General features: G+C 64.9%; 22 protein-coding genes. 9 read left to right on the top strand and 13 right to left on the bottom strand.

The window, feature by feature from the left end; translation table 11 throughout:
* Positions 1–61 precede the first annotated feature (61 nt).
* From V3388_RS01585 to V3388_RS01575, 3 genes are all read right to left on the bottom strand, one after another.
* Positions 62–1,090 carry a porin gene (locus V3388_RS01585; RefSeq protein ID WP_336365764.1) on the bottom strand — a complete coding sequence of 343 codons (1,029 nt, stop codon included), beginning with the start codon at positions 1,088–1,090 and terminating at the stop codon, positions 62–64.
* A gap of 189 nt (positions 1,091–1,279) precedes the next feature.
* Positions 1,280–1,753, bottom strand: coding sequence for a Dps family protein (locus V3388_RS01580; protein ID WP_336365763.1), 474 nt, complete (start codon positions 1,751–1,753; stop codon positions 1,280–1,282).
* A 167-nt stretch (positions 1,754–1,920) separates the two neighbouring features.
* On the bottom strand, positions 1,921–3,360 hold the full coding sequence (locus V3388_RS01575; protein ID WP_336365762.1) for a dihydrolipoyl dehydrogenase: 1,440 nt from the start codon (positions 3,358–3,360) through the stop codon (positions 1,921–1,923).
* Between the two features lie 176 nt (positions 3,361–3,536).
* Between V3388_RS01575 and V3388_RS01570 the strand changes: the two genes are divergently transcribed.
* Positions 3,537–4,220 carry a LysE family translocator gene (locus V3388_RS01570; protein ID WP_336365761.1) on the top strand — a complete coding sequence of 228 codons (684 nt, stop codon included), beginning with the start codon at positions 3,537–3,539 and terminating at the stop codon, positions 4,218–4,220.
* Here V3388_RS01570 and V3388_RS01565 read toward each other — a convergent pair.
* Positions 4,159–5,220 carry a 3-deoxy-7-phosphoheptulonate synthase gene (locus tag V3388_RS01565; RefSeq protein WP_442915596.1) on the bottom strand — a complete coding sequence of 354 codons (1,062 nt, stop codon included), beginning with the start codon at positions 5,218–5,220 and terminating at the stop codon, positions 4,159–4,161. The two genes, V3388_RS01570 and V3388_RS01565, sit on opposite strands and share 62 nt — an antisense overlap.
* 355 nt (positions 5,221–5,575) lie before the next feature.
* Between V3388_RS01565 and V3388_RS01560 the strand changes: the two genes are divergently transcribed.
* The 5 genes from V3388_RS01560 to V3388_RS01540 all read left to right on the top strand — a co-directional run bounded on the left by V3388_RS01560 (position 5,576) and on the right by V3388_RS01540 (position 13,172).
* Positions 5,576–6,376, top strand: a complete 801-nt coding sequence (locus tag V3388_RS01560) for a secretin N-terminal domain-containing protein (protein ID WP_336365760.1) — start codon at positions 5,576–5,578, stop codon at positions 6,374–6,376.
* 318 nt (positions 6,377–6,694) lie between these two features.
* Complete coding sequence (locus V3388_RS01555; protein WP_336365759.1) at positions 6,695–7,813, top strand: efflux RND transporter periplasmic adaptor subunit; 1,119 nt, start codon at positions 6,695–6,697, stop codon at positions 7,811–7,813.
* Entirely contained in the window at positions 7,813–10,914 is a 3,102-nt protein-coding gene (locus V3388_RS01550; RefSeq protein WP_336365758.1) for an efflux RND transporter permease subunit, read from the top strand. The genes V3388_RS01555 and V3388_RS01550 overlap by 1 nt, the downstream gene beginning before the upstream one ends.
* A 211-nt stretch (positions 10,915–11,125) precedes the next feature.
* Complete coding sequence (locus V3388_RS01545) at positions 11,126–12,055, top strand: esterase/lipase family protein (protein ID WP_336365757.1); 930 nt, start codon at positions 11,126–11,128, stop codon at positions 12,053–12,055.
* Between the two features lie 7 nt (positions 12,056–12,062).
* Positions 12,063–13,172 carry a lipase secretion chaperone gene (locus V3388_RS01540; protein ID WP_336365756.1) on the top strand — a complete coding sequence of 370 codons (1,110 nt, stop codon included), beginning with the start codon at positions 12,063–12,065 and terminating at the stop codon, positions 13,170–13,172.
* 74 nt (positions 13,173–13,246) lie between these two features.
* Here the strand turns inward: V3388_RS01540 and V3388_RS01535 are convergent, their stop codons facing one another.
* Positions 13,247–13,900, bottom strand: coding sequence for a response regulator transcription factor (locus V3388_RS01535; RefSeq protein ID WP_336365755.1), 654 nt, complete (start codon positions 13,898–13,900; stop codon positions 13,247–13,249).
* 221 nt (positions 13,901–14,121) lie between these two features.
* On the opposite strand from V3388_RS01535, the gene V3388_RS01530 reads away from it, so the two are divergent.
* The 3 genes from V3388_RS01530 to V3388_RS01520 all read left to right on the top strand — a co-directional run bounded on the left by V3388_RS01530 (position 14,122) and on the right by V3388_RS01520 (position 17,751).
* Positions 14,122–15,444 (top strand): substrate-binding domain-containing protein, encoded by a 1,323-nt coding sequence (locus V3388_RS01530; protein ID WP_336365754.1) that lies wholly within the window; start codon positions 14,122–14,124, stop codon positions 15,442–15,444.
* A gap of 115 nt (positions 15,445–15,559) precedes the next feature.
* Entirely contained in the window at positions 15,560–16,855 is a 1,296-nt protein-coding gene (locus tag V3388_RS01525; protein ID WP_336365753.1) for a pyridoxal phosphate-dependent aminotransferase, read from the top strand.
* A gap of 50 nt (positions 16,856–16,905) precedes the next feature.
* Complete coding sequence (locus V3388_RS01520; RefSeq protein WP_336365752.1) at positions 16,906–17,751, top strand: inositol monophosphatase family protein; 846 nt, start codon at positions 16,906–16,908, stop codon at positions 17,749–17,751.
* Between the two features lie 49 nt (positions 17,752–17,800).
* Here the strand turns inward: V3388_RS01520 and slmA are convergent, their stop codons facing one another.
* From slmA to V3388_RS01480, 8 genes are all read right to left on the bottom strand, one after another.
* Positions 17,801–18,388 carry a nucleoid occlusion factor SlmA gene (slmA, locus tag V3388_RS01515; protein ID WP_336365751.1) on the bottom strand — a complete coding sequence of 196 codons (588 nt, stop codon included), beginning with the start codon at positions 18,386–18,388 and terminating at the stop codon, positions 17,801–17,803.
* A 102-nt stretch (positions 18,389–18,490) separates the two neighbouring features.
* Positions 18,491–19,300, bottom strand: a complete 810-nt coding sequence (locus V3388_RS01510; RefSeq protein ID WP_336365750.1) for a thiazole synthase — start codon at positions 19,298–19,300, stop codon at positions 18,491–18,493.
* Positions 19,301–19,363: 63 nt separating this feature from the next.
* Positions 19,364–19,576, bottom strand: a complete 213-nt coding sequence (thiS, locus tag V3388_RS01505) for a sulfur carrier protein ThiS (protein ID WP_336365749.1) — start codon at positions 19,574–19,576, stop codon at positions 19,364–19,366.
* 4 nt (positions 19,577–19,580) lie between these two features.
* Positions 19,581–19,937 (bottom strand): DUF423 domain-containing protein, encoded by a 357-nt coding sequence (locus V3388_RS01500; RefSeq protein WP_336366447.1) that lies wholly within the window; start codon positions 19,935–19,937, stop codon positions 19,581–19,583.
* A gap of 67 nt (positions 19,938–20,004) precedes the next feature.
* Positions 20,005–20,808 (bottom strand): symmetrical bis(5'-nucleosyl)-tetraphosphatase, encoded by an 804-nt coding sequence (locus tag V3388_RS01495; RefSeq protein WP_336365748.1) that lies wholly within the window; start codon positions 20,806–20,808, stop codon positions 20,005–20,007.
* Entirely contained in the window at positions 20,805–21,617 is an 813-nt protein-coding gene (gene rsmA, locus V3388_RS01490; protein ID WP_336365747.1) for a 16S rRNA (adenine(1518)-N(6)/adenine(1519)-N(6))-dimethyltransferase RsmA, read from the bottom strand. The genes V3388_RS01495 and rsmA overlap by 4 nt, the downstream gene beginning before the upstream one ends.
* On the bottom strand, positions 21,614–22,633 hold the full coding sequence (pdxA, locus tag V3388_RS01485) for a 4-hydroxythreonine-4-phosphate dehydrogenase PdxA (protein WP_336365746.1): 1,020 nt from the start codon (positions 22,631–22,633) through the stop codon (positions 21,614–21,616). Before pdxA ends, rsmA begins: the two co-directional genes overlap by 4 nt.
* Positions 22,630–23,997: a peptidylprolyl isomerase gene (locus V3388_RS01480; RefSeq protein WP_336365745.1), complete on the bottom strand. Its 1,368-nt coding sequence runs from the start codon at positions 23,995–23,997 to the stop codon at positions 22,630–22,632. The genes pdxA and V3388_RS01480 overlap by 4 nt, the downstream gene beginning before the upstream one ends.
* Between the last annotated feature and the right edge of the window lie 39 nt (positions 23,998–24,036).

Below are 24,036 nucleotides of genomic sequence, written 5' to 3'. Positions count from 1 at the left end.
CCGCCCATAAAAAAGCCGGGGCAAAAGCCCCGGCAACGTCCTGGCAACTCAAACGCAGATCTTACATAGAGAACTTGTGCTCGAAGCCGACACCGAAGGTGCTGTCTTCGATGCCGCCCTGGTCGACGCTGGCATCAGACTCAACCTTTGAGTAGTAGGCGAACACCTTGCTGGCCTTGGCCAGTTTGTAGTCGGCGCCAACGGCCATCAGCTTCAGCTTGTCGTCAACAAAATCCAGGTCGGTCTGGCCGTACTGGGCTTTCAGCTTGACCCGGTCCAGGTTGATCGCGCCGCTGAGGATGACGGTGGTGTCCTTGAAGTCACCGCCGTCGACCTTGGAATCGGAGTTCTCGGACTGCTGGTACAGGGCGCCGATCTCGATGTTCTTGATGTTGACCTTGCCCGCCACGTGGAAGGCGTCGACCAGGGTCTTGTCGCCGGAGATGGCGGCGTAGTCGTACAGGGTGGTGTTGACTTCAGAGTCGTAGCCCACGGAGCCGTAGATCATGCCGTTGTCGAAGACCACGGAGCTGGAGTAACCGTCCGCCACGCTGTCACGACGCTCGTTGCCCACGGTGGAGCCTTCGCCCGGGATCAGGGCCACGTTCACGGTCAGGGCGTCCGCCAGCTTCGGGGTGCTGTATTGGACGATGTTGCTGACGCGCTCGGAACCGCCAACGATGTTGTTGATGTCGCCGCGCAGGTCGCCAAACTGGTCGATCTCGCCCTGGGACTGCTTGAACGGGGTGTCGAACTTACCGGCGATCAGCCGGCCGAGGGTGGCGTGTTCAAAGCCGCCGAAGATGTTGCGCTGGGAGAAGGTCTGCCCACCGTTGTCGCCGTCGTCCACGGCAATCTGGAACTCGGCCTGGTACACGGCCTTGAGCTGGTCAACGTCCAGATCCAGGTCGCCTTTCACCCCCAGACGGGAGGCGTTGCTTTCCAGTTTCCACTCGTCGTTGGTGCCGTCGTCCTGGTTTTCGTATGACAGGTTGATCTTGCCGTACACGGTCGGGCCCATATCGGCCAGAGCGATGGACGGGAGCGCGACCAGGGATCCTACAGCGAGGGCCAGCAATTGCTTTTTCATTCATCTTTCTCCATCAGTGATCAGTGCTGATCGGTGTTTAACGATGTGGAGACACGATGACGTTGCTGTGTGACGGTGCGTTGAAGGATTTCTTGCCGTTCTGTGACAACCGGTTCATGTTGGCCGGCGGCGAACACAAAAAAAGGCGGCCCGAGGGCCGCCCTGGTATCGCGGGATGCTGAGAGATCGTTACTGACCGAGGTAACTCCGGTACATCCACACGGTTTTCTCCTGTTGGGAGATGTAGTCGCTCATCAGCGCAACCGTACCCTCATCCTGGGCGTCGCCGGCCAGGTTCAGGAGGTTTCGTTGCTTGCCAATCAGCTTGCCGAAGCTTTCCACGATGTTCTCCACCGCTTCACGGCCATCGGAGACGTCCTTTCGCTCGGGAATCTCGGAGCGCTCCATGTAGGTGCTGTAGGCGTGCGCCGGGCGATGGCCCAAGGTCAGTACACGCTCGGCGATTTCGTCGATCTTCAGCAGCAGGTCGTCGTAGAGTTCCTCGAACTTGGCGTGCAGTTCAAAAAAGTTTTCGCCCTTGATGTTCCAGTGGTAGCCGCGCACGTTCATGTAGAAAATCTGGTAGTTGGACAGCAGGTCGTTCAGTGCGTCCGCCAGATCCCGTGTTTTTTCCGTGTCCAGGCCGAGAAAGTTCTTGCCCATGGTTTGCCTCCTTGTCTGCATTTTCGATGTATGGAGCCCAGTGTAAACAGGCACCTCCGTTGACGACAGTGGAGTTCCGCAATTTCATTGATAGTGCACCGCTATCGGATTTACGGGATTCCACTGATTACGCTAATCAGTCCCGGGTGTCCGACCGCCGGGCACGTTCAGGCGCCAGGGCCACACTCCAGGCAGCCTTCCGCCGGCTCCGGTCCCCGGGCCAGGGCGCGGTTGAGTTGCTTCAGGGCGGTGCGAAGGCCCTCTTCAATCACCGGATGGTAGTACGGCATGGCCAGCATCTCAGTGACCGTCATCCGCTGCTGGACAGACCAGGCCAGCAGATGGCCCAGGTGCTCAGCCTCGGGCCCCAGGATCTCCGCGCCCAGGAACCGGCCCGAACCGTATTCGCCATAGACGTGCAGACCACCATAGTTCCGACCGATCACCCGGCAACGTCCCTGGTTCTCAAACGACACCGAGCCCACGGCAAAACCGTCGTCACGGTGCTCGAGTTCCGGGAGGCGTGCGCCGACGGACACAATTTGGGGATCGGTGAACACCACGGACAGGGGCACCCGGCGCAGCCCGGCCCGAACCTCCGGCCAGTGGGCGGCGTTGCGGCCGGCGATCCGGCCCTCGTCCGCCGCCTCGTGCAGCAGCGGTCGGTAACCGTTGGCGTCGCCGGCTATGAACACCGGCTGATCGCCGCACTGCAGAGTGTGGACGTTAAACACCGGTGCGCCCCGGTCGTCCAGGGCCAGGCCGCTGTTCTGCAGATCGAGGGTGTCCACGTTCGGGCGCCGGCCGGTGGCCGCCAGCAGGTAGTCGAAGGTCTCACCGTGCTCGGTGCCGTCCGCGTCCCGCCAGCGCACGGCCACCTGCTCACCGGTTTTCTGCACGCCGGTGACGTCGGCGGCCGGGTCGATGGGAAACTCGTCCCGAAAACGGGCCAGCGCCGCGTCCCGCAGATCCTCGCTGCGCAGGCCGCCAACGCCGCCACCGACCCCGAACAGCCGTACCCGCACCCCCAACCGGGCCAGGGCCTGCCCCAGCTCCAGGCCAATGGGGCCGGGGCCGAACACGGCGACAGACTCGGGCAGGGTGGTCCAGTCAAACACGTCGTCGTTCACCACCAGGCGATCGCCGGCGCTCCTGAGCATGTCCGGTACGTGGGGACGGGAGCCGGTGGCGATCACGATTCGGCCGGCGCTCACCTCGGTGTGATCGCCCACCATCAGCCGCCCGGGCGCCAGAAACCGGACCCGGCCCATCAACCGGTGGTGGGCCGGAAAGCCTTCCACCGTTTTTGCGGTGCCACCCGCGAACCGATCACGCTCCCGGCGAACCCGGTCCATCACCGCGGCCCCATCGATGCCAGGCGGCGGCGCCTGCACCCCGAAGGTAGGCGCCCGGCGCACTACCTCGGCGTGCTCGGCGGCGGCAATCAGAAGCTTGCTCGGCATGCAGCCTACCCGGGCACAGGTAGTGCCGTACTGGTCCGATTCCATCAGCAGCACCCGATCGGTGACCTTGCGGGCCTGCTGGTAGGCCACCATGCCGGCGGTGCCTGCGCCGATGATGGCGACATCGACCTCCCGTGTGTCCATAGCCTGTCTCCCGTGAGTGGGCCAGAAAAAGCGAAAAGGATGAAGGCAGTATAGAAGCTGTGACCTCACCGGGCGTGATCCGCGCCCGGCCGTCAATACCACCGGGACAGGTCGGCCAAAACCGGCTAACCTTGGGCAAGTCCATCAGTCGCAAGCTATCTGTAACGGAGATCCTTATGTCCGACTACTGGCCGGAATTTCTGACCATCGTTGTAGCCCATCTGCTGGCGGTGGTCAGCCCCGGGCCGGACTTCGCGGTAATGCTACGCCAGGCCCTGTGCCAGAGCCGGCGTAATGCGCTGCTGAGCGCGGCCGGAGTGGGCGCCGGTATTCTGGTGCACGTGACCTACTCGCTGCTGGGCATTGGCTGGTTGATCCAGCAGTCGGTGCTGTTGTTTACGGTGCTGAAAGTGGTGGGCGCCCTCTATCTGGGCTGGATTGCCCTGCAGTGTCTGCGGGCCAGCGCCGGCGGCGTTCATGTGGATACCCGAGACGCGGCGCCGCAGACCGCCTGGGCCGCCCTTCGCCTGGGCTTCCTGACCAATGCCCTGAACCCCAAGGCGACGCTGTTTTTCGTGGCCCTGTTCTCGGCGGTGATCAGCCCGGACACGCCCCTGCTGGTGCAGGCCGGATATGGCCTGTACATGGCGGTGGCCACCGGCGTCTGGTTCTGCCTGGTGGCCACCCTGTTCACCTTGCCCCGGGTCCGGCAGGGCTTCAATCGTTTCGGCCACTGGGTCGACCGGGTGATGGGCGGGGTGCTGTTGCTGCTGGCGGCGGAGCTGCTGTTTTCCACCGTCAGCGGCACAGGGAGCGAATCAGCGACTCTGTCTGCGCCCAGCCCAGGCACGGGTCAGTGATCGACTGCCCGTAGACCAGCTCCGGGCCGTCGTTCTGCCGGCCCGGCTCCAGGAAGCTCTCCAGCATCAATCCCCGGATGGCCCGGTTGCCGGCGTTGACCTGGGCCATGACCTCCGCCGCGATGGCCGGTTGCCGGTCGGACTGCTTGCAGGCGTTGTCATGGCTGCAGTCCACCATCACCCGCTGGGGCAGGCCGGCGTTCGCCAGCCCGGCCACCGCGGCCTGGATGCTGTCGGCATCGTAATTGGTGATGCCACGGCCACCCCGAAGGACCAGGTGCGTATCCGCGTTGCCGGGTGTGGACACCATCGCTGGGAGCCCATCGGCGGACAAGCCCAGATGATGGTGCGGGTGCGCCGCCGACGCCATGGCGTGCAGGGCGACGCCAATGCTGCCGTCGGTGCCGTTCTTGAAGCCCACCGGCATCGGCAGGCCGCTCGCCAGCTCCCGGTGAATCTGCGATTCGGTGGTCCTGGCGCCGATGGCGGTCCAGCTCACCAGGTCCCCCAGGTAATCCATGGCGAACGGGCTCAGGGCTTCGGTGGCCAGGGGTAGGCCCAGATCAGCCAGCCGCAACAGCAGGGAACGGGAGCGGGCCAGGCCCTGGGCCAGGTTGCCCTTGCCGGTGCGCTCCGGATCGTACAGCAGTCCCTTCCAGCCTACGGTCGTGCGGGGCTTTTCCAGGTAGGCCCGCATCACGATCAGGAACCGGTCCGACACCGCATCGGCCAACGTTCGAAGGCGACGGCCGTAATCCAGGGCGGCGGCTTCATCGTGAATCGAGCAGGGGCCGAGCACCAGCAGCATGCGGTCGTCGGTGCCGTTGAGGACGGCGCGCACCGCGGCCCGCTGGCGCTCAATCCTCTCCCGCAGGGCCTCCGCTGCGGGATACTCCCGGCGCAGTTGATCCGGAGTGGGCAGCGCGGTTTCCCGGCGCACGCCGACTGGTTGGGATTCTCCGGCGGTGTCGGCCTCAGTGGTCTGTACGGGCATGTTCATGGATCTGGTTCCTGTTTCCCTGTGTCCGAATCAAAAAAGCCCCGGCTGGGCTGGCTACCAGTCGGGGCTTTTTCGAGTCCGGTGGCAGCCTGGTGGTCTGCCGGGCTGCCTTCCTCGTGTCTGTGGACTATCTGTCCTGCGGGCGGCCCGGGTTCTGGCTAAAATAAAAGCCATAACCAAACCACCAGAAGAACACGCCCGCGATCGCGGCCATCGGCTGGGGGCAGCCCATGGAGGCGAAAGGATGAGATTGACAGGTCGCGGTTGTGGTCTTCATGCTTTTCACTATAAACCCCGGTTTTCAGCCTTGGCAACCGGCAAACCGATTTTTCTTCCGTCCTTGCCCGGAGCGCCCATGATCCGAATCGACCGTTTCTACGGCCACCCGCTGTTTCGGGTGCTGCTGCCCCTGCTGGTCCTTTGGCTGCTGGCCAGCTCGGCCCTTGCTGCGGAGACCCGGGTGTATACCCTGCAGAACCGGGCCGCGGACGATGTCGCCGCCCAGGTCCGCGACCTCTACCAGGCCAGTGCCATCACGGTCTCCAGTAACGGACAGCAGCTGGTGGTCCGCGGTGAGCCCCAACTGCTGGACGAGATCGGCACCCTGGTGACCTCACTGGACGTGGCGCCGGCGCAACTGCGCATTACCGTCCGGACCCGTGAGCGGATCGGCGGCGAAAGCTCGGGCGTCGGGGTCAGCGCCGGCAATGGCCAGGTGAGTGCAGGGGCCGGCAACACGGTAATCAGCACCGCCAGCAGCGAACAGCGCAGCGTGGTCGTTCAGGACGGCCAGAGTGCCCAGATCCTCTCCGGTCAGGTGCGCACCCTGCCGTTCGCCGTACGCGGGGGGCGCAATCCCGCCGCCGTGCTTGAGCAGGTGGCCACCCACAGCGGCTTTGTGGTCAGCCCCCAGGTCATCTCCGGGGAGACCGTGGAACTGAATATTGTCTCGTTCGAGGAAGACCCCGCAGCCATTGAGGGCTACGATACCGAAGCGCTGGTGACCATCCGGCGCGTCTCGCCCGGAGAGTGGGTGTCCCTCGGCGGTGTGGATACCCAGGCGCAAGAGCACCAGAGCGGCATCACCTATCAGGTGCGCAGCAGCCAGAACCGCAGCCGTCTGGTGGACATCAAAGTGGACATTCTGCGGCGCTGATTGGGGCGCCGGATAAATCCCCTGTCATCTTTCCTGCGTATTGTCGTCATCGGCGATGCCCTGCCACCGGTTAAACACCCGGTGCACGCAGGTAGGCATTCCTCGCAAACCCGGGCCCGGCAGCGCCTCCAAAGCCAACGCCGGAGGTGACAAACCCGGGGCCATTTGTTTAGGATGCTCTGTTTCGTGAACGTCGTTTAACCAACGAACCCTAACCAGCAAACCCGTGCTGGCTCCGGTCGCTTGCCCGGCAGCGTCAAAAACGCTTACCGGTCTGGCGGTGATGGATCAGCGGACCCGAATCCCAGGATATTCATTATGCGTACTGCCTCCCGCTTCGTGATTGTCATTGTTCTGCTCGGCGTCGTGCTTGGCGGCATCTTCGGCTACAAGTTCTACACCATCAAACAACAGATGGCCGCCATGTCACAGCCGCAGCCGCCGGCCATCATCTCGGCCGTTGACGCGCAGAAAGAGTCATGGACCCCGAGCCTGAAATCCGTTGGCAGCGTTGAGGCCATCAACGGTGTTGAGGTGGCCAACGAGGTGGCCGGCGTCATCGAATCCATCAACTTCGAATCCGGCGATACCGTGAAGAAAGGCGATGTGCTGGTGCGGCTGAACGCCGACATCGACGAAGCCGCCCTGCGCACCCGCCGCGCCGAAGCCCAGCTGGCCCAGCAGGAGTTCAAGCGGGTGTCGGACCTGCTGCCCAAGCGGGCAGTGTCCCAGTCCCAGTACGACGAAGCCAAGGCCAATCTGGATGCGGCCAAGGCCCGGGTCAGCGAAGCCGAAGCCACCCTGAGCAAGAAGGTGATCCGCGCGCCCTTCGACGGTACCCTGGGTATCCGCATGGTGGACCAGGGTGAGTACATCGCCACCGGCACGCCGATTGTCGAGATCAACATGCTGGACCCGATCTACGTCGACTACACCGTGTCCGAGAAAAACCTGCCGGATGTGGACACGGGCTACCCCGTGCGCGCCACCGTCGCGGCCGTGCCGAACCAGACCTTCGGCGGCAAGGTCAGCGCGGTGAACACCTCGGTAAACCCGGAAACCCGCACCGTGCGTATTCGCGCCACCCTCACCAACCCGGACCTGAAGCTGCGCCCGGGCATGTTTGCCACGGTGCAGACTCAGCAGCCCCGGGATAACGAGGTGGTCACCCTGCCCCGCACTGCAGTCTCCTACAACACCTACGGCGACTATGTGTTCGCGGTGGTCAAGGACGACAAGGGCGACCAGATCGTCAAGCGCCGCACCGTGACCACCGGCGAGACCCGGGACGGCCGTGTGGCAATTCTGTCCGGGCTTGAGGCCGGTGAGACCGTCGTATCCAAGGGCCTGCTGCGGCTGCGCGCCGGCCAGAAGGTGACCATTCAGGACGACCAGGAAAAGGCCGGCGACAAAAACGGTCAGGAGGCGTCTAACTAATGCGGTTCACTGACATCTTTGTCCGCCGTCCCGTACTGGCGACGGTGGTCAGCCTGTTGATTCTGCTGGTGGGCGCACGCGCCGCCATGGAGATGGAGATCCGGCAGTACCCGGAGCTGGAAAACACCACCGTGACGGTGACCACCGCCTACCCGGGTGCCAGCTCGGATCTCATCAAGGGGTTCATCACGACACCGCTGCAGCAGGCCATCGCTGAGGCCAGCGGTATCGACTATCTGGTTTCCACCAGCTCCCAGGGCACCTCCAAGATTGAGGCGCACATGGAGCTGAACTACGACGCCAACGCGGCGCTCGCAGAAATCCAGGCCAAGGTCGCCAGCCAGCGCAACGTGCTGCCCGCCGAGGCCCAGGATCCGGTGATCGAGTCCTCCACCGGGGATAGCACCGCGCTGATGTACATTGCTTTTTATTCCGAGGAACTGTCGGTCCCCGAGATCAACGACTACCTGACCCGGGTGGTCCAGCCCAAGCTCCAGGCGCTGGCGGGTGTGGGTAAAGCCCGCCTGATCGGCCAGAGCTTCGCTCTGCGGATCTGGCTGGACCCGGAACGACTTGCGGCGGTGGACATCACGCCGACGGAAGTGGCCGCGAAGCTGCGCGCTAACAACTATCAGGCGGCAGTGGGTAACACCAAGGGCCAGTACGTTGAGATTTCCATGACCAGCGACACCGACGTGGCCGACCCGGACGCGTTCGACAACCTGGTGGTGAAAACCTACAACGGTTCCCAGATTCGCCTGAAGGACATCGCCCGGGTAGAGCTGGGCTCCGAGAGCTACGATCAGTTGGCCCTGTACAAGGGCAAACCGGCGACCTATGCCGCCATTGAGTTGGCACCCGGCGCCAACCCGCTCACCGTGGCTACCCTGGTGAAAAACCTGCTGCCGGACATCGAAAGCCAGCTGCCGTCCGGTATGAACGTGCGCCTGGCCTACGACGCCTCGGATTTCATCAACGATTCCATCAACGAGGTCATCAAGACGTTGATTGAAGCGCTGGTGATCGTGCTGGTGGTGGTCTTCTTGTGCCTCGGCTCGATCCGCGCCTCCGTGGTGCCTTCGGTAGCCGTTCCCCTGTCGCTGATCGGCGGCGCCTTCGTCATGCTGATGTTCGGCTTCTCGCTCAACCTGCTGACCCTGTTGTCGATGGTGCTGGCCATCGGCCTGGTGGTGGATGACGCGATCATTATCGTGGAGAACGTGCACCGGCATATCGAAGAGGGCGAGTCAAAATTCGAGGCTGCACTCAACGGCGCCCGGGAAATGGCCACGCCCATCATCGCCATGACCACCACCCTGGTGGCGGTGTACGCGCCGATTGGCTTCATGGGTGGCCTGGTGGGCTCCCTGTTCACCGAATTCGCGTTCACCCTGGCCGGCACCGTGGTCATCTCGGGCATCGTCGCTCTGACCCTGTCACCGATGCTGTCCGGCAAAGTGCTCAAGCCCCATGGCAGCGCCGGTGGCTTTGAGCAGCGCGTCGAGCGGACATTCACCGGCCTGTCCAACGGCTATAAGGCGGCCCTCAGCTCGCTGATGCAGACCCGCTCGGTGGTCTACCTCTTTGCGGCCGTGATACTCGGCTCCATCTATTTCATGGTGAATCTGAGCCAGAAAGAACTGGCGCCCACCGAAGACCAGGGCATCCTGTTCTACCAGGGCCTCGGCCCCCAGACCGCCACCATGGATTACCTGCAGGAGAACGGCCTGGAAATCCAGGACCGCATGGCCGAGTTGCCCGGTTACAACGAGGACTTCATGGTCATCGGCTTCCTCGGGCCAAAGACCGTATTCGGCGGCTACAAGATGAAACCGTGGAGCGAGCGGGACGTCAGCCAGTTTGAGGTGCAGCCGATCCTGAACCAGGAGCTCAAGAAGGTCACCGGCCTGCAAACCGCCGTATTCCCACGGCCGTCCCTGCCGGGCTCCGGCGGCGGTCTGCCGTTCCAGTTCGTGCTCACCACCGGTAACAGCTACGAGCAGCTGGACCAGGCGGCGGACGAGCTGCTGGGCAAGGCGATGGGCAGCGGTAACTTCCTGTTCCTGCAGAAATCCATCAACTTCGACAAGCCGATCACCAAGATCCACGTCGACCGCGACCGGGTCGCTGACCTGGGCCTGTCCATGCAGGACGTTGGCCAGGCGCTCTCCAGCATGCTCGGCGGTGGCTACATCAACCGCTTCAACATGGAAGGCCGCTCCTACAAGGTGATTCCGCAGGTGGACCGCAAATTCCGCCTGGATTCCGCGGCCCTGAACGACTATTACATCCGGGCCGACAACGGCGAGCTGATTCCCCTGGGCAGCGTGGTGAGTTTCACCGATACGGTGGAGCCTTCCGACCGGACCCAGTTCAACCAGCTCAACTCGCTGACGTTGCAGGGCGTGGTCAAGCCCGGCGTGGCCATGGGCGCCGCCATGGATTACATGGAGAAGACCGCGGACGAGACCCTACCCCTTGGCTTCAGCTACGACTACACGGGCCAGACCCGGCAGCTGGCCACCCAGGGCAACGCCCTGATGGTGACCTTCTTCCTGTCGCTGCTGGTGATCTACCTGGTGCTTGCGGCCCAGTTCGAAAGCTGGCGTGACCCGCTGATCATTCTGGTGTCGGTGCCCATGTCGGTGGCCGGGGCGATGTCCTTCATCGTATTGGGCTTTGCCTCCATGAACATCTACACCCAGGTGGGCCTGATCACGCTGATCGGGGTGGTGTCGAAGAACGGCATCCTGATCGTGGAGTTCGCCAACCTGCTGCAGCGGCAGCGCGGTCTGAGCAAGGTGGACGCGGTGATCGAGGCGGCGGCGATCCGGCTCCGGCCGATCATCATGACCTCCCTGGCGCTGATCGTGGCCATGGTACCGCTGCTGATCGCCGTTGGCGCCGGTGCCGAGAGCCGCTTCGCCATCGGCCTGACCATCAGCGCCGGGCTGGGCATTGGTACCTTGTTCACCCTGTTCGTGCTGCCGGCGTTCTACATCCTGCTGGGCCGTGATCATCACGGGTCCGATGAAGGTGCCGACGGTAACGATGACGGTGACAATCGCGGCGAGGTCAGCCACCCCGCGCCCGCACACTAGGCCCGACCCGCCATCCGCGCAAACGTCTGACCGCCAGCGGCCTCCCGGCCGCTGGCGGTTTTTTATGCGATCCCGCCCCGGTTTTCGGACCTGCGTCACGCTTTTTTCATTCACTTCCCCCACTCCCCCAAACGGGCGATTCCTGCGCCGGCGACCGCTGCCCATACTCGATCCAGCAGTCTGACGTACACAAAAACAACAGGAGTCATCCATGCGTTACACCACCCTTTCCCGGCTGATGGCCGGGTTGCTGTTTCTGCTCGTCGCCAGCGTTAGCCAGGCGTCCGGCTACACCCAGACCCGGTACCCCATCGTACTGGTCCACGGCCTCACCGGCTTCAGCACCATCGGCGGCCTGATCAATTACTTCCACACCATCCCCTGGGAACTGGAGCGCAGCGGCGCCCGGGTTTACACCGCCAGCGTGTCGTTTGTGAACAGCAGCGAACAACGGGGCCAGCAGCTTGCCAACTACGTGAACAGCCTTGGCTACAGCAAGGTCAACCTGATTGCCCACAGCCAGGGTGCGCCCACCTCACGGGTGACAGCGTCACTGATCCCTGGGAAGATTGCCTCCATTACCTCCATCGACGGCGTTAACAAAGGCTCGCGGGTGGCGGATGTGGTCCGTGGCATCCTGCCGCCGGGCAGCTACGTGGAAGGTGGCGTAAACGCCATCGCCAATGCCCTCGGCAGCCTGATCAACGCCCTGTCCGGCGCCAACAACCCGCAGGACGGCCTGGCCGCCCTGGAAACCCTGACCACTCCGGGCACCACGGCGCTGAACAACGCCCTCGGCTGGAAAGGCGTCAACCGCGCCGCTTGCGCGGGCACCAACGAGAACGTGAACATCGGTGGCCACACCATCAAGTTCTTCTCCTGGACCGGGCGGGGCATCTTCACCAACGTATTTGATATCACGGACCCGTTCCTGGGCGTGACCTCCCTGGCCTTCGGTAGCGAGCCGAACGACGGCCTGGTGGGCGTGTGCTCGTCCATGATGGGTACGGTCATTGGCACCCACTACGACATGAACCACGTGGACGCCATCAACCACCTGCTGGGTGCACGCTCGCTCTGGACCAACCCGGTCACCCTGTACCGCGCCCAGGCCAACCGTCTGAAGAACAAGGGGCTGTAAATTCACCATGGCTTCCATCCGCAACCGGCGTCGCCGGTGGCTGATTGGCGGCGCACTGTCGGCCCTGGTGGCCGGCAGTGCGTTGTGGGTCACCCGCCATCCTGACGCGCAGTCATCGCCGGACACGGCCGCTCCAACCACACAGGCAGCGGCACCCTCCCCCGCCGCGCCATCCACCCCAACAACCGCTGCTCGCCCGGCTGAACCGGCCCAGTCCACCAACAGCGCCGCCGCCGTCCGTTCCCGGACCCCGGCTCGCCTTGACGGCAAACCCTTCGCCCCGTCGCTGGCCGACACCGACATCGACGGCGCCTTAAAAGCCGATGCCAACGGGCAACTGGTGATTGACCTGGGCACCCGGGACTTCTTCGACTACTTCCTGAGTACGGTGGGCGAAGTATCCCCGGACACCGCCATCGGCCAGATCCAGACACTAGCCCAGACCTATCTGCCGGCCCAGGCCGCCAAACAGGCCATGGACCTCCTCGATCAGTACCTGGCGTATAAGCAGGCGTCCCTGAGCCTGCTGCAGGCCAAGCTGGACCCGGCCCTCAGCCAGGATCCGGACTACCAGCTGAACGCCCTCGGTAACGCGCTGGCCGGGCTCAAGGAGCTGCGCAGCGAGACCTTCAGCGCCAGGGCCCACGAGGCCTTCTTTGGCCTGGAAGAGGCCTACAGTGAGTACACCCTGAACGCTATGGCCATCGCCCGGCGCACCGACCTGAGCGACAGCGGCAAGGAGGCGCTGATCGAATACCAGCGGCAACAGCTGCCCGAGGTGATTCGCAACACCGAAGTGCGGATGCAGGCGGAGGCCGCTACCCAGCAGGCCCGGGTGGCCGCGATCAAAGAGGCGGACTCCCCCGAGGCGGCCGGCAAGCGGCTGGCGGAGCTGGGTCTGGACGAGGAGGGCGTGCAGGGCGTTGTCACGTACCTGCAACAACGAAAGCGCTTTGACGAACGCTTCCAGCAGTTCCGCCAAGCGGCCTCGGAGCAGAGCCTGTCGGGACTGGCGCCGGCGGACCGCAAACGCCAGCAGGACGCGCTGCTTCAGGAATACTTCCCGGACGGACAGGCCCAGACCTGGGCGAGACTCAAACTACTGGACCGGGGATGAACGCAACAGGACTGCGGGCCCCCCGCGCCCGCTTCCTGCAGCCTGCCGCTTTCTCCAGCGACGACAACCAGCCGCTACAGCCAGCCCAGGGAACGGGCGCGGGTGACGCACTCGGTGCGGTTATGGACACCCAGTTGGGTGAACAGCGCTTTCAGATGGGTCTTGACCGTATGCTCGGTCAAACTCAGGCACTGGCAGATCCGCTTGTTGGGAAACCCCTGGGCCAGTAACAGCAAAACATCCCGTTGGCGCGGCGTCAGCGGTGACTCGACGGGCACGTCGACGGCCGGGAAACAGTCCTGACCGCTGTGAACCGCTCGCAGCATCCGGACCAGCGCCCCTCGCCCGGCGGATTTCGCCAGAAAGCCCCTGGCCCCGGCTGCCCGCGCCGTGCGCATCGTGGCCGCATCCTCGCTGCTGGAGATCACCACCATCGGTGGCGCGCCGGCCCCCGCCCCCAGCCGTGGCAGCAAATCGTAGCCGGCCTCCCCTTGCAGAGTCAGGTCCAGCAGCACCAGATCAATGTCGCCGCCTTGCTGCAGGTATTCGGCCGCCACCTCAGCGGAGCCGGCCCGGACCACGTCGCAGGCCAGGCGTTCATGCACCAGCAGATCCGCCAGTGCCTGGGCAAACAGGGCGTGGTCGTCCACCAGCATCACCCGTGCAAACAGCCAGTCCGTTGGCGGCGGAGCCGGTGATGGCCACCGTTCCGGCGTAATTCGGTTCATGATCAGACTCCTGCGCGGCCGGCTGTTATCGTCGTTGGATCGGTCGCGTTCCCCTCCACTATAGGGAAACCGGGCCGTCGGCTCAGCGGCCTGTTTAACATTTCTTGACAAAACTCCCGGTGATTTCGGCACTTGCGCCCCGCCGCTGACACAAAACCGTCACACAACCGTCGCATTCTTCGTCCGGTCTTGCCCCACGCCGTAAAAAGGACGACGACGCCATGACGCACTCCCTCTCTCGCACGCTCCGCCTGATCGGCGCTGTTGCCAGCTTCAGCCTGGCGGCCACGGCTCAGGCCACGGACCTCACCATCCAGGGCTCCAACACCGTTGGCGCGGCGCTGGCCCCCATGCTGGTCACCGGATTTCTGGAACAATCCGGCGCGACCGTCCAAAGCCGGAGCACCTCGGTGGAGAACGAGCGGCAGATTCTGGGCCAGACCGATCAACGGACTACGACGGTTCTGGTGGCCGCCCACGGCTCCAGCACCGGCTACAAGGCCATGGCAGCCAACAACGCCGATATCTGGGCGGCCTCACGTCCGGTCAAGGCCAAGGAAGTCGCCGCCTTCTCAGACGTGGCGGACCTGACCAGCCCGGACAACGAGCACGTCATCGCCATCGATGGCCTGGCCATACTGGTGCATCCAAGCAACCCCATCGATCAGGTCAGCATCGACACCCTCGCCCGGATCTTTTCCGGCAAGATCACCAACTGGTCCGAGCTGGGTGGACCGGACCGCCCGATTCATGTGTACGCCCGGGACAACCGCTCCGGCACCTGGGACACCTTTCACAGCCTCGTACTGGGAGAGGACAACGATCTGGTGGCCAGCGCCCGCCGCTACGAATCCAACGACCGGCTCTCCGACGACGTGTCCCGGGACCCGTCCGGCATCGGCTTCTCCGGATTGGCGTCCGTGCGCAACAGCAAACTGCTGGCGGTCTCCGATGGCGACGCGCCGGCCATGAAGCCCAGCCAACTGACGGTGGCGAGCGAAGATTACCCGCTGTCCCGCCGCCTGTTCATGTACACCCCTGGCGACCGCACCACGCCGATGGCCCGGGCGCTGGTGGCCTTTGCCCAGAGCGCGGAAGGCCAGGCCATCGTTCCCAAGGCCGGATTTATTTCCCAGAACCCCATCGCGGTGAAACCGGCCCTGGACGCCTCGGTGCCGGAGAGCTTCCGCACCCTCACCGGTCACTATCGCCGCCTGACGGTCAATTTCCGGTTTTCCGAGGGTCGCACCCGGCTGGACAACAAAGCGCGCCGGGACCTGCTCCGCGTTCGGGACTACCTGACCCGGGAAGGCCGGTCTGCCGACGAGCTGCTGCTGATCGGCTTTGCCGACCGCCAGAGCCACGAATTGCGAGCGCAGATGATCTCGGAACTGCGGGCGCTGTCGGTGCGCAAGGCGCTGAATGAGATCGGGGTGCCCCAGGTGGCGTACACCGGCTACGGCCAGTACATGCCCGTGGGCGGCGCCGGCAGCCCCCGCAACGGGCGGGTGGAGGTGTGGATCCGGGACCCGGTGCTGGAGTAGTCACCGGCTCCTCGCCGGGGCCCAGGCTTCGGCAATCCCCTATCCCGGCGTCGATCACAGATATGTTTGGGTTCCCTATACTGTTGTGGTCATTTCCAACCAACAGACCGGGACAATGGACATAAAAAACGACCACCGCTTCGCGATCAACCTGAACGTCCGGGGCATCCAGCCCTCCGCCACCCTGCGCATCAACGAGATCAGCAACCACCTGCGCGCCGAAGGCAAGGACATCATCAAGCTGGGCCTGGGCCAGTCCCCGTTCCCCGTGCCCGAGCGGGTGGTCGAGGCCCTCAGGACCTACGCCCACGAGAAAGACTACCTGCCGGTGCGCGGTCTGAAGGCCCTGCGTGAATCCATTGCCGGCTACATCAACCGCAGCGAACGGATGCGTTGCACCTGGGAAGACGTCCTCATCGGCCCCGGCTCCAAGGAGCTGTTGTTCATGCTCCAGCTCGCCTATTACGGCGATCTGCTGATCCCGCGCCCGAGCTGGGTGTCCTACGCGCCCCAGGCCCGCATCATCGGCCGCTCCGTGCACTGGCTGCCGACCCACGCGGAAAACAACTGGCAACTGACCGCCGAGGAGCTGGACATCATCTGCCGGGACGACCCTTCCCGCCCGCGGATCCTGATCCTCAACTACCCGTCCAACCCGACCGGGTGCACCTACACCGACGAGCAGTTGCTGGCCATCGCCAACGTGGCCCGCAAGTACGACCTGATCCTGCTGTCGGATGAGATCTACGGCGAGGTGCACTTCGAGGGCAAGCACAAGTCCATTGCCCGCTACTACCCGGAAGGCACCATCATCAGCACCGGCCTGTCCAAGTGGGCGGGCGCCGGCGGTTGGCGCCTGGGCACCTTCATTTTCCCGCCCGAGCTGCGGCCTCTGCAGGACGCCATGGCAATCATCGCCAGCGAAACCTTCACCGCCACCAGCGCGCCCATCCAGTATGCGGCGATCACCGCCTTTGACGGCGGCGACGACATCGACGAGTACCTGAAGCAGTCCCGCCGGGTGCTGAAAGTGGTGGGCGAATACATGCACCAGCGCCTGAGCGACATGGGCGCCGTGGTGCAGAAACCGGAGGGCGCGTTCTATCTGTTCCCGGATTTCTCCGACTTCCGGGAGCGGCTGGCCAAGCAGGACATCAAGACCTCCCAGGCGTTCTGCACCGCCCTGCTGGAGCAGACCGGCGTCGCCATCCTGCCCTCCAGTGACTTCGGCTTCGTGCCGGACCACCTGGGCGCGCGGCTGGCGTTCGTCGACTTCGACGGCGCTGCCGCCCTGAAGCTGGCCGGCGGCGACTACGCCAACGAGACCCTGGGCGATGCCTTCGTCCAACAGGCCTGCCCGCGCCTGGTGGAAGCCATGGACCGCATGGGCCGCTGGCTCGGCAGCCTGTAACCGCCCCGTGCTAGACTGGCGCCCTCAACACCATTTGTTCTGAGGGCGCCATGACTCACCCTACCCATCCCGCCGACACCGGCAGCGATCTGTCCGCCATCACCGATTTTGCCGAACAGCTGGCCCGGGACGCCGGTGCCCTGATCCGGCACGAGCGTGACACCAACACCCTGCGCACCGACTACAAGCATCAGACCGAACTGGTCACCCACGCTGACGTCCTCGCCGACGAATTCATCACCCGGGCCATCCGAGAACAATTCCCGGACCACCGGATTCTGTCGGAGGAAACCATGCCGGACCTGTCCCAGGCGGAACACCTGGACACGCCGCTGTGGGTGATTGATCCCATCGACGGCACGGTCAATTACGCCTACGGGCATCCCCAGGTGGCGGTCTCGATCGCCTACGCCGAGCGCGGCCGGGTCCGCGCCGGCGTGGTGCACGCGCCGTTTTCCGATGAGACCTTCCGCGCCACCGATGGCCTTGGCGCCACCCTCAACGGCGCAGCCATCCGCCACAGCGGTGCCACCGAGCTACGCCAGTCCCTGTTTGCCACCGGTTTTCCGTACACCAAGGACCACCTGGCCCCGCTGATCCGGCGGCTGGACGCCATGATCCACCAGTGCCGGGACCTGCGGCGCATCGGCTCGGCGGCGCTGGACATTTGCTGGGTGGCCTGCGGGCGGCTGGATATCTACTACGAGAACGTCAGCCCCTGGGACTTTGCCGCCGCACGGCTCATTGCCCGGGAGGCCGGCGCGACCGTCGGACATTTTGGCGAGGTGCCGGAAGGCTACCCGGCCGATTTGTGGGGCCGGGATATCCTGATTTCATCGCCGGCGGTGTGGGCGCCGGTGCGGCAGCTGTTGCGGGCGGCGTCGGAGTACGAGTAAACCGGCCGTCCGCTGCGATACCCGTCCCTGGGTTGGCCGGCGCCGGGGTTCACCCCCAGACGCTTTGAGACACCAGCCCCCAGCTTTCCTCAAAGTCTGCCGTGGGCAGGCGGGCAAACGACGAGCGGACAAACCGCTGGGTACGGCCTTCCAGAAACACCATGACAAACTCCGCGCCCCGGGCGGCGCTGGTGCGGGGGCGCAGGCCCTCGCGGATTTCCCCTTCCTTGAGCACCTGGCGCAGCTGGGTTTCCAGGCGGTCGAAGAACTGGGAGGCCCGTTTGCGCAGGGCCGCGTCTTCGCCCATCAGGGCGTCGCCGGTCAGCACGCAGCACAGGCCCGGGTTGCGCTCGGCAAACACCAGCACCAGGTGCGCCAGCTGCAGCAGGCGGGTGCGAGCGTCCTCCTGCTCCTGGAGGATCACCTGGCACCGGGAGAACACCGCGTCTTCGGCAAACTCAATGAGCGCCTCGAACATTTTCCGCTTGCTGGGAAAGTGGCGGTACAGCGCCGCTTCGGTAACGCCCACGGTGCGAGCCAGGCCGGCGGTGGTGATACGGGCACCCGGGTCGGTTTGCAGCAGCTCCACGAGGGCGTGGAGAATCGCCTCACGGCGACTGGGTTTTTGGTTGGTCATGTTGGACTGCAGCGCTCAGCGGTTATTTTATTGGTAAGTCCGGGGTCAGATAAACGCGTTCATCTGACCCCTTATGGCCCCGGATGTCCCTGTTACACCGGCTCAGAAGAAGGTGCCGTCGATGGGCGAGGAAGCGCTGGCATAGAGCTTCTTGGGCATGCGGCCAGCCAGGTAGGCGTCGCGGCCGGCTTCGATGGCCAGGCGCATGGCGTTGGCCATGCGGATCGGGTCCTGGGCCTGGGCGATGGCCGTGTTCATCAGCACGCCGTCACAACCCAGTTCCATGGCAATGGTGGCATCCGAGGCGGTGCCAACACCCGCGTCGACCAGCACCGGCACGCGAGCGTTCTCAACGATCAGGCGGATGTTGTAGCGGTTCTGGATACCCAGGCCGGAGCCGATGGGGGCACCCAAGGGCATGATCGCCACGCAGCCCATCTCTTCCAAACGCTTGGCCAGCAGCGGGTCATCGGAGCAGTACACCATCACCTTGAAGCCGTCTTTCACCAGGGTTTCCGTGGCGGCGAGGGTTTCGGTCATGTTCGGGTACAGGGTTTTCTCCTCGCCCAGCACTTCGAGTTTCACCAGGTCGTGGCCGTCCAGCAGCTCGCGGGCCAGCCGACAGGTGCGCACGGCGTCCTTGGCGGTATAGCAGCCGGCGGTGTTGGGCAGAATGGTATAGCGTTCCGGCGAGATCACATCCAGCAGGTTGGGCTCGTCCGGGTTCTGCCCGAGGTTGGTCCGGCGGACCGCCACGGTGACGATTTCGGCGCCGCTGGCCTCAATGGCGTGACCGGTTTCCATCAAATCGCGGTACTTGCCGGTTCCCACCAGCAGGCGGGACCGGTACGTGCGCCCGGCAATTTCCAGGGGTTTGTCTTCGGGCAAGGAACGTTCGGGGGTCTGGGTCATGGCAACTCCTGGTCGCAAAAAACGGAGAAAATACGGAAACCTCAACGCGAGGGCGTCAGCCGGTCAGCCACCGCCGATGGCGTGCACCACTTCCACCCGGTCGCCATCCGAGAGCACAAACTCCGTGTGCCGGCTACGGGGCACAATGTCCTCGTTCACCTCCACCGCCAGGCGTTTGCCGGTCAGGGACAGTTGCTCCAGCAGTGCAGAGAGCGTCGCCCCGGCGGGGAGCGCCAGGACGTCGCCGTTCACATGAACCTGCAGAGTGTCAGGCATAGCGTCAGGAATCCTCTTGATCGTTGGTCTCGCCGGCGCCACGGCGCCGGAGGCCAGCGGCCGCCAGCAGCGCCCAGCCGACCATAAAGCACAGCCCGCCCAGCGGGGTAACCGGGCCCAGCCAGTGGGCGCCGGTGAGCACCAGCAGGTACAGGCTGCCGCTGAACAGGACAATACCGGCCAGAAAGAAGCGCCCGGCCAACCCCAGCAGCCGGGTGGACAGGCCGCGTCCGTGCAGCAGCGCCACCAGGACAAGCGCCAGGGCGTGGTACATCTGGTAGTTGGCTGCGGTCTGGAAGACGCCCAGCTCCCGGGCGCTGGCCACGGTGCGCAGGCCGTGGGCGCCAAACGCCCCGGCCATAACGGCCAGCAGGCCGAACAGGGCGCCGGCCACCAGCGGCCAGCGGGGTACCGGCGCGGAACGCCACTCAGGCGCAGTCACAGTGAATTCGCTCTCCGCTGTCCAGATCCATCATCGTCAGTGCCCCGCCCCACACGCAACCGGTGTCCAGGGCGATGAAACGGTCGCTGCCTGTGTGCCCCTCGAGGGCCGCCCAGTGCCCGAACACTATGCGGACATCGTCGTTGCGAGGCCATTCGAACCAGGGCGCAAAGCCCGCCGGCGCGCTCTCGACGGACTCCTTGGTAGCCAGCTCCAGGGAACCGTCTTCCGCCACAAAGCGCATTCGGGTCAGGTAGTTGGTGATCACCCGCCATCGGTCCATGCCGCTCAGTTGATCGTCCCAACGGTCGGGCTCGTTGCCGTACATGTGGGTAAAGTAATACTCCGCGTCGTCGCTTCGGATCACCGTTTCCACTTCCCGGGCGCAGGCCACCGCCGTGGGGACATCCCAGATATGGGGCAGGCCGGCGTGGGCCATCACCAGGTTGCGGCGCGGGTCGTGCAGGCACAGCGACTGGTGTCTGAGCCAGCCAATGAGTTCCTCGGCATCCGGGGCATCCAGGATCGCCTGGAGGGTGTCTTTGCGACGCAGCTCGTGGCCGCCATAGCGAACCGCCAGCAGGTGCAGATCGTGGTTGCCCAGCACCACCTCGGCACTGCTGCCCAGCTCGTAAAGGTAGCGCAACGTCTGCAGGGAGGAAGGGCCACGGTTGATCAGGTCACCAGCCACCCAGAGCCGATCCCGGGAGGGCGAGAAATCCGCCCGCGCGAGCACGTCCAGCAGCCGTTCATAGCAACCCTGAATGTCACCGATCGCGTAATCCGTCATGGCGCCTCGTTCTGAGTCGGTTCACTGGCCAGGGCATCGGCAATGGCGACGTACTGGGCCAGGGTCAGGTTTTCGGGCCGCAGGCCATCGTCGATGCCCAGGGCCTGCAGGCGCTCGGCGCTGATCATGCCGCCGAGGGCCTTACGCAAGGTTTTGCGCCGGGCGTTGAACGCGGTGCGCACCACTGCCTGCAATACGGACAGATCCTTGGCCGGGTGCGGCAGTTCGGCGTGGGGCACCAGTCGGACGATGGCCGAATCCACCTTCGGGGCCGGCCGGAACGCGCCCGGACCCACCTCGAACAGGGGCTGAACCCGGCAGTGGTACTGGGTCATGATGCCGAGGCGTCCATAGTGGCTGTCACCCGGCACCGCAGCCATGCGCTGGACCACTTCTTTCTGCAGCATGAAGTGCATGTCCTGGACCACGCCGGCCTGGGACAGCAGGTGGAAGATCAGCGGCGTGGAGATGTTGTACGGCAGGTTGCCGACAATCCGCACCGGTCGCTCGGCGGCCAGGGCGCTGAAATCAAACCGCAGGGCGTCCGCTTCGTGGATGCGGAACTCCGGGTAGTTAAAGAATTTGGTCCGCAGCACCGGGATGAGGTCCCGGTCCAGCTCCACCACCTGCAGACGCGGATTCACCGCCAGCAGTTCCTCGGTCAGGGCGCCGAGCCCCGGGCCGATTTCCACCATAACATCGTCCGGCTTCGGAGCAATAGAGCGTACGATGCGCTCGATCACGCCGGGGTCATGGAGAAAGTTCTGGCCGAAGCGTTTGCGGGCCTGGTGGCCGGGTCGGTTACTCATGAGCGGGGCTCCTTGTCCGCCCGGCCGGCGTCCCGGCGGCTGCGGGCCATGGCGGCGCCGACGGTAATGGCGGTATGCAGGCTGCCGGCGTCAGCCTTGCCGGTGCCGGCCAGGTCCAGGGCGGTACCGTGGTCCACGGAGGTACGCACAATCGGCAGGCCCAGGGTGACGTTCACCGCCCGGCCAAAGCCCTGGTACTTGAGCACCGGCAGGCCCTGATCGTGGTACATGGCCAGCACCGCGTCGGCGTTGTCCAGCCAGTGCGGAGTAAACAGAGTGTCCGCCGGCAGTGGCCCGGTCAGGTGCAGGCCCTCGGCCCGCAGGCGGTCGAGCGTGGGCTCGATCACATCCAGCTCTTCCCGGCCCAGGTGGCCGCCCTCGCCGGCGTGGGGGTTCAGGCCCGCCACCAGGATGCGGGGCTCGGCCAGCCCGAAATAGAGCTTGAGATCGTTGTTGAGAATCCGGGTCACCTGGGTCAGCCGTTCCGGGGTGACGGCATCGGCCACGTCCCGCAGCGGCAGGTGGGTGGTCACCAGGGCCACCCGCAGGGATTCGGTGGCCAGCATCATCACCACCCGCTCGACGCCGCACAGCGCCTGCAAGAACTCGGTGTGGCCGCTGAAGGCGATGCCGGCGTCGTTGATGACGCCTTTATGCACCGGGGCGGTGACCATGCCGTCCACCTCGCCGGCCAGGCAGGCGCGGGCGGCGCGCTCCAGCGTATCCAGCACGTATCGGCTGTTGGCCGGGTCCAGCTTCCCGGGCGCCAGGCTCTGGCAGCCCGGCACCGGCCAGACCGACAGCCGGCCAGGCTCGGTGCAGGCCCGCTCGCCCGGCTGCCAGGGCACCAGATCAACAGCAAGTCCCAACAGGCGCGCACGCTCCGCCAGTAGGGCGTCGCTGGCCACCACCACGATGCCCACCTCCCGGGCCTCGGAAGCCAGCTGAAGGCACAGCTCCGGGCCGATGCCGGCGGGTTCGCCGGCGGTCAGCGCCAGGGTCAGGTCACGGCTCATGATGCGGTGTCCGCTCCGGGGTCGGTGGTGTCGTCTTTGCCGTCACCGGTGTCCGCCGGGGCAAACTTGCCTTTGTATTCAATGAACGCCTCGTCCCGGATTTCCCGCAGCCAGTTCTGCAGCTCGGTTTCAAACTTGCGACGGTAAATCGCCTGACGAGCGTCGGTCCGGCGGGTCTGTTCGGTCACGTCCTGCTTGCGTACGTCCTGCACCTGCAGAATGTGCCAGCCGAAGCGGGACTGGAACGGCCCCTTGAGCTCGCCCACCTTGGCGGACAGCATGGCCTGTTCAAACGCCGGCACCATCTGGCCGCGGCTGACCCAGCCCAGATCGCCGCCGGCGGAACCGGACACCGGATCGTCCGAGTATTCCTTGGCCAGCTTGGCAAAATCAGCGCCATTTTTGAGCTGCTGGTAGATGTTCTCGATGCGGGCCTGGGCCTCTTGCTCGGTCATGGCGTCGGACGGCTTCACCAGAATGTGTCGCACCTTGTACTGCTGCTGCAGGGTCTTTTCCTTGCCGCCCCGCTTGTCCATCACCATGACGAGGTGAAAGCCGCTCTTGTTGCTGAGCACCTCGGACGGCTGGCCAACCGGCAACTGCGGCACCACCGGCGCCACCAGGGACGGCAGCTGGTTCTCGCTGCGCCAGCCCATGTCACCGCCGTCCAGGGCGTTGCTGGCGTCGGATTCGGCGACGGCGACTTCCCGGAAATCCCGGCCGTCGAGAATCTGCTGGCGAAGGTCGCGGGCCTTCTTGCGGGCGGCGGCCACCTCGGCCTTGTCGTCCGGGTTGTTGACCCGCACAAAGATATAGGCAAGGCGGTACTCCGTGCCGTTGCCCGACTGGGCCTGCTTGGCCTCCAGATAGTTGTCCACTTCCCGGTCGGTCACCCGCACCCGCTCGCCCACCCGGCGCTGCTGCACGCGGCTGGTGAGCATTTCCCGGCGGATCTGCTCCCGGGCCTGCTGGTAACCCACGCCCTCGGTGCTGAGCTGCTGCTCAAACTGGTCGAGGGTCATGTTGTTCTGCCGGGCGATGTTGGTCATGGTCTCGTTCAGCTCGTTGTCACTGATGCGCATGCCCATTTTGTCGGCCATCTGCAGCTGCACGGCCTCGGTCACCAGCTGGTCCAGCACCCGCCGTTCCAGCAGGTCCCGGGGCGGCAGGCCGGTGCCCTGCGCCTTCAGCCGGTCGACAATCGTTGCCACGCGGGCGTCGAGCTGGCTCTGAAGGATGACCCCGTCGTCGACGATGGCCACCACCTGGTCCAGCAGCTTGCGCTCGGCGTGGGCCGTGACCGACAGCATGGCGAGCAGCACCATCAGGCCGGCCTGCGCGGTTTGGCGAAACGTCGCCCTCATAATCACCTCATCGTTGTCTGTTTGCGGACCCTGTGCGTC

It is taken from the genome of Marinobacter sp. C2H3, from assembly GCF_037080155.1.
In the GTDB taxonomy this organism is placed as follows: Bacteria; Pseudomonadota; Gammaproteobacteria; order Pseudomonadales; family Oleiphilaceae; genus Marinobacter.
Note: the sequence above shows the minus strand (reverse complement) of the source record. Positions and strands in the feature narration are given on the sequence as shown.